Genomic DNA, 12318 nt, shown 5'->3' with positions numbered 1-12318 from the left:
AAAAGGAAACAGTATGCCATTAATTTACAAACCTTATCAGGCAACGCTTGCCAACAAGGAAGGACAGAAATTGTATTATCCCCGTCTGGTGAAATTCGGGAAGGCAGTCAATACGCAGAAAATGGCGGAATTGATTGCGGAAAAAGCCTCGCTGACGGCGGGTGATGTCCATAATGTGATTCGTAATCTGATGTCCGTGATGCGGGAACAGTTGCTTAATAGCCGCACGGTACGCCTCGAAGGCTTGGGAACGTTTACCATGATCGCTAAGGCGAACGGGAAAGGGGTGGAGCTTGAAAGTAAAGTCAGCAGCGCGCAGATTACTTCGTTGCGTTGTCAGTTTACACCGGAGTATACACGTGAGGCGAACGGAAGCGCTACCCGTGCGCTGACTTCCGGAGTGGAATTTGTACACGTCAAGGATGTGGCGGGCTCGTTTGTCGCTGCCGATGATTCAGGTGAAGATCCGGACGACGGAAAGAAACCGGATGGCGGAAACGGTAGCGGAGAAGCTCCGGATCCGTCTGAATAATGAGGAAACGGACTTTAAGAGACTGGATTTTAAGACTGGATTTTAAGAGAGGATTTTAAGAGACCGGATTGAAAAAAAAATTTAAAAACAGAAGCTTATGAAATTGTTGTTGGAAAAATTGCTTGACATTCTTGAGGCAATATTGCGTTTCCGCAGACGCCGTAAAGAGTAGATTGCTGTTTGTGGAAATTGTGGAAAAATGAAGCTGGCTCGCTTATTATTTGTAAGTGAAGAGATGAAAAATCCCCCTTACTATTACCTTAGTCCGTTATAATCCGCAAATCCAAATTTCCGCAGAATCCGAAACGAAGCGTTCGATTTTCAGGGAAAAGGACAAAACGAAGCGTTCAAAAAAGGAAAGCGCGCAACACTCAAAAAGCCGAAACAAAAGTTTTGTAATGACCTCTGTTTCGGCTTTATAATTTCATAAAAAATGGCTTTATAACGGCATTAAAATAAGGCTCAAAAGTTTGGCCTTCTACTTGAAAAATTGTATCTTTGTTCAGTGCTAAGCAGCTGTTTTATGAACTAATTTTTCCTGTTTCTTATACAGCATCATGTCTGTATATTCGGCAGAATAATTCATGTGGGCATTGAATTCCTTTTTTGTACAACCCTCAAAAGGATTGCCAATGGTTTTGTTTGCTCCAATCCATTCACACAGTTCAAGTATGGAGGATTTATTGGATGTGAAATAAACGAAGGAATGCTTTTCGAGTATCTTTAAAACATCCAAATAATCAGACAAGCGCCAATACATATTGTACGTACCAACATCAGTGGAAAGATAAGGCGGATCAATTAAAAAGACGACTCCGGGAACATCCTTATATTGGTTGAATACTGCTTTGTAGTCGCATGATACAATTTCAAGCCCTTTTAAGTAGTCAGAAGACTCCGGATAACCGGTCTTGCGAATGTTGTTATAAAGGACTTCCTTGCGCATTTCGGCTACAGACAATTTATACTTCATGGAGAACATAAGTGAGGATGATAAGGTTATAAAATCCACGTACCCAACATTTAGTTCTTCTTCCTCGATACGTTTAAAAATGCGTTCTCTAAGTTCCCCTTTAATTGGTTTATGTTTGGGTATCGAATTACCCACCAGCTCCCTAATATCGGCAAGCAGTTTATTTGTCTGTGGGATATTTTTCAGTCTGAACCGGTAGTTGTCGAAGTCATTGTAGACAACAGTAGCATCGGGCTTGCTTCTTTTGGCTATATGCGAAAGAAGTCCGGAACCGCCAAACAAGTCCACAAACACGGTATCTTCAGGGAACTGTTCCAAAACTTTAATAAACTCTTTAGCAAACATTCTTTTTTGGCCTACAAATGGCAGTGGTGCAGATAAATTCATATTCTTCATACGTTCAAGTCAAATTTAATGTTTTCAACTCCGGATAACAGTTCCAGAGTCCGGTCAATGTTATTTTCATATATATGCACATTTCCAAGGTCAAGGGTTATGGACTTCAGGGGAAGCTCCACCTGCCTTGCCATCAGATAAAGATGATAAATATCAGCCGGAAGCCCAAGGTTCGCATCAGAACTACGCTGATATGCAGATAGCACCAATTCTCCCTCATCAATTTGGAACTGCACAAGACTCAGGCAGGGTGCCTGGTTGCTTTCCACCCCGGTTTCTCCAAGAAACAGGACATAATTCTTGCTGTTGCGCTTTTCCCGGTTAATCCTGGTTATGAGGGGTGGAAGCTTTTCAAAGTAAGTTGGATAGCTGTTTACAAGGGTATGGCCGCAATAATCCCACCAGGTAATCCCTGCCTCTTTGTATTTTTCCACATCCCGGACTCCTTGCATAAACAGTTTCAATTCCTCTTTCAGCTTTTTCCTGGCTATCCCGTGGCTTTCAAATATGTCAAGTAAATCAGCGGGGGTTAGCATGAGCCTTTCGTTTAATAGATACTTGATACGCCCTTTCCTATTGGTCTGGATTTTGCCCGTTTGGAGTATCTTGTCTAATGTCTGGTAATACTTATTCATGAGCTTTATTTTTGGTTGTACAAAGGTAGCTCTACCGGACAACACAAGGCATCCCCGGCACATCAATCACACTGCACCGAGCGTGCAGTGCTTTCCAAACCGTTTGATAACATCATACACCTTACGTTCGCTTACCGAATATTTATTTGCCAAAAACGCCACTGCATAAGTGGTCTTTTCACCTTGTTTTTTCATGACCTCATACTCCGTATATAAGTCTATGAATCGAAGGTCATCCTGCTTGCCGCCCAAACTTATAAGCATTTCAAGCGGTTCTCTGTTAAATTTAAGTGCTTCAAACAATGTCATATCCAATCATTTTTGTACTTTTGCAATGCCAATCATTTATTTAATGCGTAAAAACGCCACGAGAGTGCGGCAGAGGGCATTGCCCCCGGTCGCGCACTCTCGTGGCGTTTTGTGTTAATAAATGATTGGCGTCTATATTAACAGGCCGGGGGCTTTTTTTATCCCTCCCCCGAAGGGATTGTCAATCACTCAATCCGATATAATTCCAAATTGAACTTGTCCTTTTTTTCCCAGCCTTCAGCCAGAACTGTCTGAATGAATCCTACTGCTTTTGTATAGAAATCTTTCAGTTCTTCTAACTGAGTAAAAGTATGGTATTCCGGTTGTTCATCCGAACCGAACTTAAACGTCACTGGCAGGGTTTCTCCGCCCGTCTGAACGGCCAAATCGTATGCTGCCTTATAGTTGTACTGGTTCTCCACAGAAAGCCATACATGGGCACCATTATAGGCGAATCCGGATAGGATAGCCGCATCAGTCTGGCTGTTATACCAGGACATAACCAATGTGTGGATTTCCTCATCAGTAGGCTTATGCCCGAACTCCTCTTCCATGTAGGAGGCAGAGCCGTTCTCTTTTTCCTGCACATCCCATCGGATGCGCCATTTGTCTTTAACCGGGTTCGTGCATTCCATCAGCGAAACCCCGGAACTTCCTTCAACTCTTCTCATGTAAACACGTATTTGGTTCTACCTTTGCCGAATGTCTCTGTCTTGATGGTCGTTTCAAACGGGAAACCATCCGGCATTTCCTTTACTTGTGCGAGAATATTCTTCATTTCCTCGCTGTTGGTGAAGAACTTCTTTGCCTCGCCGTTCACTTCGATGGCCACAATACAGCGGTCTTCTCCCTGCTCGGTTTTGATACCGGTCTCAAAGTCCTTCACTACAATGGGTAAGTTTACCAGTTCCCGGATGCTTACCACCACTCCGGGGAATCGCTTTTTACCGTCTTCCGGCTTGTAAGCGACATTCAAGTCTTTAAAACTTCTCATTTCTTTGCCTGTTAATTTTTTAAACAACTTATTACAGTCGGCGTGCTTCGTCATGCCGTAGAAACTGGCAATCAGTTCCCGCCGTCTTTTTCTCGATTTTACCTCGTGCATTTTCCGGGCAAACTTCTGTTTGATGCGTTTCCGCAATCTTACATAGTCGGGACGGATAACATAGCCAAGGAAATCAATGCCTTCTTCCACAGGGAACACCCGTTCATTCGGCTTTATTTCCAAGTCTATTTTTCCCATTTGCCCGTGAACAGCATCACGAATCTTCCACAATTCCGCTTTCGTTTTACCGAGTACCAGTCCGTCATCGCAATAGCGATAGTAATAACGAACCCCGTACTTATCCTTCAGATAGTGGTCTAAAAATACAGACAGAAGCAGATTTCCTGCCCCTTGTGAACTGCGCAGTCCGAAACTGATACCTTCCGGCAGCAGCTTAACAAACCGCTCCAACAAGACCAACAGCCTTTTGTCCTTGAACACCCTCCGGAAGCACCACATAACAAAGTCCTGCCGCGCATTGTCATAAAACCTCCGGATGTCAAATTTGTATGCGTAAAGCGTGCCTTCCGGATTTTTTTGCAAATCGGTACGTATGCAGTTCATCAGGTCATGAGTACCGCGCCTTTTGATGCTTGCACCGGTTGTCCGGATATAACGTTTTTGCAGGTGGCGGTCCACCACATTCATGATGGCAAACACAGCGATGCGGTCTTTCATGGACAGGATCTGCAAAATACGTTTTTTACCGTATTCTTCAATTTCCCTCTCATGGTAGCCGCCCAGCCGGAATGAGCCGTCCGCAATGGAAGCCGTCAGTTCGGTGATAATCTTCTCCCTATGGGCAAGCAGGAATCGTCCCTGCCTTGACCTCTTACGATCGGTTCCGCGAAGTACCGAATCGAATGCCTCCGACATATTGGAGTATTCGATGATTTCCTCGATAATATATCCTTCCCTGCGCATAAGCTATTGGTTAATAAACATGGAAGATGAGGGCCTTCCTTTCCCCGGGTCTGACTTCTTCGAACTGATAACAGCCTACCAAACTCCACCCGACGCGTGATTTTTCAGCTTTCCACCTTTTCTGGTGCTGTTGCTGTGGCTTGCTCCCCTCGGCACCGCTTCGGGGACACGTCCCCGCTGCTGTACGCCGATTTGTTAGATTTCCAGACGCGAGCCGACATTCGCATTCGTATTCGAAGCATCGTTATTCGCATTCGCATTCGACACACCGCCATTCGCATTCGCATTGTTGTACCCGCGATAGACCACACGGACTATTGGGGAACTCTACCGCTTGCAAAGTTACTGATTTAACAGGCAAAACAGATAAACGAATTACACTATCATCCAAAATAAAACGGATATACTGCCACCCGCGACGGTGAGCCCCCAATCAATCCAGTCCCAAGGACTTCCCCGAAGAGTATCTTTCAGTTCCAGACAGGAAGCTGCAATGGCCGCAGCATAAAAGGCCGTCCAAGGAGTAAATCCCAATAGACCTACCATCAAACCACCGATAAGATGCTTGTAACGGTTACTCATTTTTAAAAATGCGATAATCTTTTTCATATACCTCAAAATTCTATTTTTTCGACCGGCTTCGCCGGTATTTGAATACCTTTTAAATGGAATTCGGAAACCATCCGAATCCCGTTCTTTCGTTTTAGTCGCTTCGCTCCACGCTTTGGCGCTTTGCGCTTACGCCACCTCGCGTATCGCCTTGTACGCTGCCACGCTTTGCGCCCGGACGATTTTGCCGCGGAAGGCCAGACGCGAGCCGACACTCGCATTCGTACTCGAAGCACCGCTATTCGCATACGCAAGCGACACACCGCCATACGCAGCCGCATAGTAGCACCCGCGATAGACCACACGGACTGTAGCGGTGCTTATCCAGTACATGTCGGTATAGTAGGTGGAAGATGATCCGTTCAAATTACCTACCGGAACCATGTCCATATACTTGCCGTGCGCCACGCCTGTAATCCACTGACCGCTGTCCTTCTTGCCCTGTACCATACGGATACTGCCGTCAGGCATCCAGATGCGCCATTTGCCCTGGTTGCCGCTGTCATTCGGCAGATCCACGCCGTCCATCATGTCATACTTGTTGCCGTAGATGTCCTCGTAGCCCAGGCAGCAGATATTGTTCACCTGCACCACGGTCGCCTGTCCGTATTCGTCCCGGCTCTTATACCAGGCATACTGATGCACCAAGCCGTCAATCAGCGAATTCGTGATTTTGTTGTTGATGACATACGCTTCGTCATAGCCGATGGTGTCTGTCATTCCATGGTCGGCCGTTCCACCCGTTGTCCGGTTATTGTTATGCTGACCGGCACCGCATTGTTCCTGCATGTCCCTACGCCCGTACTTTGCATAGCTCAGGTTCGCGATGCGGCTGTGCATCAGGGCATCTATCTGCTGCATGCCACGCTGCTGGCTGTAATAGTGGAAGTCCGTCCATGTCATGCTTGCCGTGGTCGAAGCTCCGGTTATGCAGGCACGCAACTTGCTGCCCACTACAGAACTGCCCACAACGGCACACAGATGTTCCTCATTGGCCACCCAATCCGGTTCCATGTCCTCTATCTTGTCGCTGTTGCTCAGCACCACGCAGTCAAACTCTGCCGTGTTCAGAATGGAGAAATGCAGGGCTGTAGCACGTTCCGGAACGTCTGCTATCAGATACATGCCGGCTTCAAATTTCAAGCCGATGGTCGGCACCACAATACTCTTCAGGATGTTTCCCTCCGCATCAGCAAACACACTGCCGATAAGCCCTGTTCCTGGAACGCTCGGGAAGCGGACACGTCTGTAACCCGACACGTCCACTTTGCACACGGAATAAGCCTTGTCCGTCGTATAGGATTCCATCAGCGTGGGCTTGCCGCTCATGATCTTCCGCTCACCCAACCAGCCGCCCTGTGTCTCCTTGATGGCATCCAGTGTCAGTACTGTCGCATCTGGAATCGGGGGCATTTCGTCCTCCGGATAACTGCTGTAGCAGGCGTACTTCTTGTTGTTCAAATAATCGTTGATGCCTTTGCTCCAGTAAAACGGCTCATACATCATCCAGTCTCCCTCGCTGCCGTCCAGCTTCGCCACCGTACAGTCGTTCATATCCTCCGCATCGGCATAGAAGTTCGAGCTTTCGTCATGCAGGGGGAAATAGGTCATCTCCCCGTCCGGGTTGTTCACTTCCACCTGCTGCCCGGCTATCTCCACCTTCCGACTCGTGGGCATCCTGGTCACCTTGGCCAATACGCGGTGGCGCTTGGACAGGATGGCATTCACATGCCCGCTCATTTTGTACGTATTGCCGAATTTGTACCCCGTCTTGTTGTCCAGGTTCGAAACATTGGCATCGTCGGCCACACTGTCGTCAAACTCAATCATCGTATAGGGCGGCTGCTTGATGGTCAGTTCCGGATAACGGGCGGCATACTTCTCCAGTTCCTCATCAGCCAGATACTTCGTCAGGGTCAGCTTGCCCCTCAGTCCCGAATGCCGGTCATCCACGGCACCCGTCTGCGTATACGTTCCGTAGTCGTAATACTTCTTCAGCAGGGTTCCGTCGTCTTCCCGGTCTATCTCCAGCACGAAGCGTTCCAGCTTGCCGCTGCCGTTCAGTCTGGCCTGGTGAAGGCGTTCCAGCATAGCGAACCCGTCGATGCCGGGGCAGTTGGTGTAGCGGTAGCCCCGCACATTATTGATGCCTTCCAGTATCAGGCCACTGTCGGACAGCTTGGTCAGATATTCCAGGAACAGTTCCTCAATCGTGTCCGGCAGGCATAACTGCACAACGGGCGCACCGGTGGCCAGTTTCACACGGGTCAGCCCCGTACCCCTCACGTCCAGTTTCTTCAGGCGGCCCTGCCAGCTCAAGTCCAAAGTAGCCACATTGCCGTTGTCCCCGTTCCGGGCCAGCCGGTTGTTCCGCATGTTCACTTCTTCCAGAAGCAGCATGCCGTTCGTCGAAGCCATGAACGAGCCATTCCGGTAACCGCTGGCTTTCTCCACGCTCATGTCGAGTTTTACCAGTGAGGTCAGCAGACCGAAGTTGAAGCCGATTGCGAACGCATCCTCATGCCAAACCAGTTCCTTGACTTTCGCCGCACCGATGATCTTCAACGGGTCATTTTCACCGAAGGCACGGGTCAGCTGCAACGAGTGGAGCACGTCCGCATCCACCACGCCGCTGTCGGCCTGCACGCCGTTGCTGGTGGAAAGCTGCACACGGTACGGAATGGTCAGACGGTACTGCATCGGTTTCAGCGTGTAGGCCTTGTCCAGCGATGCCGTACTCTGGTAGAACTGGGCACCCAGCGTGGATACATAGCCGTACTCCACCTGCTTCAGGTCATACCGGCGTTGGATGAAGTAGTTCCGGTGTGCTTTCAACGAACCCTTCAGACCGTAGATTTGCGGATAGGTCTGTTTGGCTCCGTCCGCACCCACCGGCATTTCGTTCAGGAACGGGTAGATGTATTTGAAGATGCCGGACTTGTTATAGAGGCGCGAGCACCACTTCTTCATCTGTTCGGTATCGAAATGGTCAATGGCTTTCTGGATACTGAAAGCACTCATGAAGCTTGCGCCCCCGTTCCATCCGCTCACCATAATCTCCACAATCATGTCCCAGCAATTGGCCACGATGAGGTTCCACAGCCACGAGTTATGACCCTGCATCACATAAGCCCCGTCGCGCTTCGTCTGGCGGTTGTCGTCATACTTCCCGGTCAGGAACGACTTGTTGTCAGAACCGAGCTGGCAGTCGCCGTCATAATAGTCAATCGACCATTTCACACCGTCCCATGTGCGGATAAGCATGTTCTTCGCAAGCTGGTCCACGCCGAGGTTGAACTGCACGTACAGATAGTAGGCAATCAGGTGGGGAAGGTCGAAATACTTCCCGGCCTCTTTCCTGAACGTATCGCTCTGCCACTTGGCGGTAGGGAACTTGTCGCCGTCGTCCTCATAGTCCACCCCCTCGAACGAATGGGATTCCGTGCTGTAAACCATGTTCCTGCCCGCAGGCGTTTCCTTTACGCACCGGTAGACGAAACTCATCATGCGGTCGGTGGCCTTGTACATCTTGTCGTACTTGTCACCGGTACCGAGGTGGTCTTTCAGGTTCGGTTCTTCCTCCGCGTCACCGCCTCCGTCCGACCAGAAGGTATCTTTCGGATGATTAAATTCCAGTCCTCCGTCAAAGTTGTAGTCCATGAAATCCTTATGCTCCGGTTCGGTACTCGGCAACCAGTGGAACAGGCACAGCGGATTGGAGTTGTTCAGCGTCTCGAAGCAGACGGGCAGGTACTGCTTGTGTCCTTCCTCGTCGGCTTCCAGGTAGTTCAGCGTGTCGCCCTCGCCCCATTTCTCGCCGCCGATGGTCTCATCCTGCCCGAAGATGGGGTAGCTGTCGCTCTTCTCGTTGTTCATGTTGTACTGGCCGTAATAGGTCAGGTCTTCGTCGGCACTCTTCGCTACGAACAGGTCGCACGGCAGGCCGTCGATGGCCGAACGGTAATCATCCTCCAGCCCATGGTCTTTGGCGTAACGCTGGGCAGGCGTAAGCAGCCCCATCTCTTTCAGTCCGTCATTGATAAGCTTCGCACCTCCGGTATTGGTGGTCATGGACGAGTCCGAGAAGTCGCATTTGGAACATGCCAGCTTCGCGCCTACCGAGTTCCTGCGTAACTTGAAGAGATTTTTTTTGCCGGTAGTTACCACCGGATTCTTCTGCCTGCCGTTTCCGTCAATCTCCCCGTAGCTCAATGTAACCGTCCAGCCGCTTGCCGTCTTCTGGAAGTAGAAACGGAAGTTCTTTCTGGCATAGTTCACGGAAGAAGTACCCTGAATACGGACATATACGTTGGTAAGGATAAAGTCAAGCGTCCTGTCCTCTCCGTTATAGAAACGGACCTCCCTTACCAGCTTGTTGGCCTTCTTGTCGTTCAGCTGGGCCAGTGCATCCACCACGTTCAGCGTGTCGCTCTCGCTCGGAACCTCACTGCCCACGCTGCCCGTGCCTATCAGTACCAGGATCGAGTTCCGGCGCTTCTTCATCAGCCCCATCAGCTTCTCCATGCTCACCGTATCTCCTTCATTCAGCACGCGGTTGTCCTCATCCAGTGAGCGCACGCCCGGTTCCCCGTCGGCATCCTCCAGGTGGTTGCGGTCCACGATGTAGTTGTTCAGCACCTCGTCCGAGGTCAGCGCCTTGTTATAGATACGCACGCTCTTCACGTTCAAGTCGGCACCTGCCGACTTAAATTCCAACTGGCTCTGAATGTCAAAATTCACCTTGTCGAGCCACTTGGAAGCAGCCGACTCTTCACCGTTCACATAGAAACCGATCAGCGTGCGCTGTTCGTTGGTCTGCACGTTCGGATAGAACACGTAGGTAATGCGGATATTCGTACCCGGCTGGAACTTGGTACCCACCGAGTCTTCATAGCGCAGCACCTGTCCGGCATCCATCGCCTCGGTCACCACACCGGTCAGGAACTTGGCCTCTTCCGGAGTCACAATCAGCCCGTACCGGTTGCCGTTGTCCAGCTGCCCCAGGCAGGTGATCAGCTCGGCATCCGTATCCGTCACGTTGGCCGTGCTGTATTCTATCTCCAGCGTCATGCCCACGTCACGGATGGCAAATCCCTCGGGCTTGTCCGCCTCGTTGAAGGGGCGGTAACCGCCGTCAGCGGTCAGGGTCATACCTGCACCACCGGCCAGCAGCAGGCGGTCCTTGTGCCAGCCGCTACCGGCACCATATTCGTTCACGCTCCACAGCACGTCCCGGAACTCCATACGCTTGTCACCGCTCACCCAGCTTGCCGGGTTGTTTTCCGTGTTGCTTCGCCCGAAGGCGTCAAACGTACACACGGCATCCGGTGCCAGCGTGGCTTCAATGTCCGGGTGCGATGTGGTGTTCACCTGCACCTCAAGCACGGCATCGCCGCATGACACACGGTAGTCCAACGGTTCCACGTTCACGTTCGTCCGTCCGTAGCTGCCGGTCTCACCGCGTTGCAGCAGGTCTTCCTTCACCACGCTGCCCCGGTCGGTCACTTTCACACGGGCCGTGTACGCATCGCGGTCATAGCCGGCATACGTGAAGTTCCATGCCGTGAACTGCTCTGCCTCCAGCACCGGGTGTTTCCAGTCACGCTGGAACCCCGCTGCCCGGTGGCTGAACATCAGGCCGGCATACGCTGTCACACCTCCGCCTGCCTTCAGCAGCGTAATGTAATGCACCCGGCTCACCACACCGGAGTTCTCATGCTGCGCGTAGGCTTCCACCACGTTCGTACCCTCCTGCATCTGTGTCAGGGGGATGGTCACGTTCTTCTGCTGCACACCGCTGCCGGCCGAAAGACCGAGGGTAAAGGCCTGTCCGCCGTTCACGCGGTAGTAGATGTTCTTCTCACCGCTCGTGCCCTTGGCAGTAAAGGGGATGTTCACGTCATTTTTATATCCCCCGTCGGCCAGCCCGTTGCCCGCCGAGTAGGTGGTCTCCAGCTCCATGGCCACCATGGTCACCTTGGCCGTGGCCGTCTTCATCAGCGTGCCGTCCTGGTAAGTTGCCTGCGCTTCCACCTGTACGGTATAGGCAGTGGCATCCTTCAGGTAGGGCGAAGCGTCAAAGGTATAGCTCTGTCCGGCTGTAACGCCCACAAACTCCGCATCCCGGAACTCACTGATGACGGTCGAACCGCGTTTCACGATCACGCGGGCTTTCAGGTCGCTGTAGCCGTCCACCGTACCGCCACCGGCAGTGCCCACACCTACGGAGTATTTCACCACAAAGCCGCTGCCCAGTGCCAGATACTGCGAGGCGGGAAGTCCCGCACCGCCGCTGTCCGTCAGGTCGATGTTCACCACCACCTTGTCATCGTCCGTGTACTTGGAAAAGCGCACTTCCTTCGAGCTCTCGCCGCCCTGGTTGTCCTTCTGCTTGACGGTCATCACGTACTGGGTGCCGTCCTCGCTGTCCTGCACATCCACGTCCGTCACCGTACCCACCATCGCATCGAACACCGTTCCGGATGTAGGAGGTTTCGTCTCGCCGCTCACCAGTTCCTCGGTAGGGGTACGGTTTGACAGTTCCTTCTTCAGGAACGCTTCGATGTCATCGCCTGCATAGGCATGATAGGTGCCGTCCGGCTGTTTCTGATTCCATGGTGTTTCAAGATTCATCGGATGTTCAGTCGCGTTGATGATTCCGCTTATTTTCCTTTTTGCCATAATACTGTCCTTTTATAATAATCATTCATTTATCAGTTTTACTGCTACCGTTCCATGCGTCCGATCCGTTCCACGGCTCGTCACCTTTCCAGTATCCAAGTCCGAAACAGCTGCTTATCGCAGACCACACCAGTCTTGCCCCGGCATAGACTGCCGACAGGGCACGTTTCCCCACATACGCAGCCGTTATTTCCTTACCGCCTATGGTTATCAT

At 51.0% G+C, this 12318-nt stretch carries 9 protein-coding genes; 1 reads left to right on the top strand and 8 read right to left on the bottom strand.

Annotated elements, in window-relative coordinates:
- The first annotated feature begins 13 nt into the window (after positions 1 to 13).
- Complete coding sequence (locus tag BACFIN_RS12620) at positions 14 to 532, top strand: HU family DNA-binding protein (RefSeq protein ID WP_007751564.1); 519 nt, start codon at positions 14 to 16, stop codon at positions 530 to 532.
- Between the two features lie 508 nt (positions 533 to 1040).
- Here the strand turns inward: BACFIN_RS12620 and BACFIN_RS12625 are convergent.
- The 8 genes from BACFIN_RS12625 to BACFIN_RS12660 all read right to left on the bottom strand — a co-directional run bounded on the left by BACFIN_RS12625 (position 1041) and on the right by BACFIN_RS12660 (position 12318).
- Positions 1041 to 1901 carry a DNA adenine methylase gene (locus tag BACFIN_RS12625; RefSeq protein WP_007562461.1) on the bottom strand — a complete coding sequence of 287 codons (861 nt, stop codon included), beginning with the start codon at positions 1899 to 1901 and terminating at the stop codon, positions 1041 to 1043.
- Positions 1898 to 2536, bottom strand: a complete 639-nt coding sequence (locus BACFIN_RS12630) for a thymidylate synthase (protein ID WP_007562465.1) — start codon at positions 2534 to 2536, stop codon at positions 1898 to 1900. The genes BACFIN_RS12625 and BACFIN_RS12630 overlap by 4 nt, the downstream gene beginning before the upstream one ends.
- Before the next feature lie 66 nt (positions 2537 to 2602).
- The gene (locus BACFIN_RS12635) at positions 2603 to 2845 is read right to left on the bottom strand and encodes a hypothetical protein (RefSeq protein WP_007562467.1); all 243 of its coding nucleotides are present in this window, start codon (positions 2843 to 2845) and stop codon (positions 2603 to 2605) included.
- A gap of 185 nt (positions 2846 to 3030) precedes the next feature.
- Positions 3031 to 3516: a DUF4376 domain-containing protein gene (locus tag BACFIN_RS12640; RefSeq protein WP_007562469.1), complete on the bottom strand. Its 486-nt coding sequence runs from the start codon at positions 3514 to 3516 to the stop codon at positions 3031 to 3033.
- Positions 3513 to 4814, bottom strand: a complete 1302-nt coding sequence (locus tag BACFIN_RS12645; protein ID WP_007562471.1) for a reverse transcriptase domain-containing protein — start codon at positions 4812 to 4814, stop codon at positions 3513 to 3515. The genes BACFIN_RS12640 and BACFIN_RS12645 overlap by 4 nt, the downstream gene beginning before the upstream one ends.
- 375 nt (positions 4815 to 5189) lie before the next feature.
- Positions 5190 to 5423, bottom strand: a complete 234-nt coding sequence (locus tag BACFIN_RS12650; protein WP_007562474.1) for a hypothetical protein — start codon at positions 5421 to 5423, stop codon at positions 5190 to 5192.
- A 129-nt stretch (positions 5424 to 5552) separates the two neighbouring features.
- A complete protein-coding gene (locus tag BACFIN_RS12655; RefSeq protein WP_007751561.1) occupies positions 5553 to 12104 on the bottom strand; it encodes a hypothetical protein in 6552 nt (2183 codons plus the stop codon).
- Positions 12105 to 12129: 25 nt separating this feature from the next.
- Positions 12130 to 12318 carry a hypothetical protein gene (locus BACFIN_RS12660; protein WP_007562482.1) on the bottom strand — a complete coding sequence of 63 codons (189 nt, stop codon included), beginning with the start codon at positions 12316 to 12318 and terminating at the stop codon, positions 12130 to 12132.

The organism is Bacteroides finegoldii DSM 17565, assembly GCF_000156195.1.
Taxonomy (GTDB): domain Bacteria; phylum Bacteroidota; class Bacteroidia; order Bacteroidales; family Bacteroidaceae; genus Bacteroides; species Bacteroides finegoldii.
This window is presented reverse-complemented; position numbering and strand designations above follow the sequence as displayed.

Bases quoted from the DNA above. Each gene is read 5' to 3' on its own strand.
- BACFIN_RS12620 (WP_007751564.1), top strand. From the start codon at position 14: ATGCCATTAATTTACAAACCTTATCAGGCAACGCTTGCCAACAAGGAA.
- BACFIN_RS12625 (WP_007562461.1), bottom strand. From the start codon at position 1,901: ATGAAGAATATGAATTTATCTGCACCACTGCCATTTGTAGGCCAAAAA.
- BACFIN_RS12655 (WP_007751561.1), bottom strand. From the start codon at position 12,104: ATGGCAAAAAGGAAAATAAGCGGAATCATCAACGCGACTGAACATCCG.
- BACFIN_RS12630 (WP_007562465.1), bottom strand. From the start codon at position 2,536: ATGAATAAGTATTACCAGACATTAGACAAGATACTCCAAACGGGCAAA.
- BACFIN_RS12645 (WP_007562471.1), bottom strand. From the start codon at position 4,814: ATGCGCAGGGAAGGATATATTATCGAGGAAATCATCGAATACTCCAAT.
- BACFIN_RS12660 (WP_007562482.1), bottom strand. From the start codon at position 12,318: ATGATAACCATAGGCGGTAAGGAAATAACGGCTGCGTATGTGGGGAAA.
- BACFIN_RS12650 (WP_007562474.1), bottom strand. From the start codon at position 5,423: ATGAAAAAGATTATCGCATTTTTAAAAATGAGTAACCGTTACAAGCAT.
- BACFIN_RS12640 (WP_007562469.1), bottom strand. From the start codon at position 3,516: ATGAGAAGAGTTGAAGGAAGTTCCGGGGTTTCGCTGATGGAATGCACG.
- BACFIN_RS12635 (WP_007562467.1), bottom strand. From the start codon at position 2,845: ATGACATTGTTTGAAGCACTTAAATTTAACAGAGAACCGCTTGAAATG.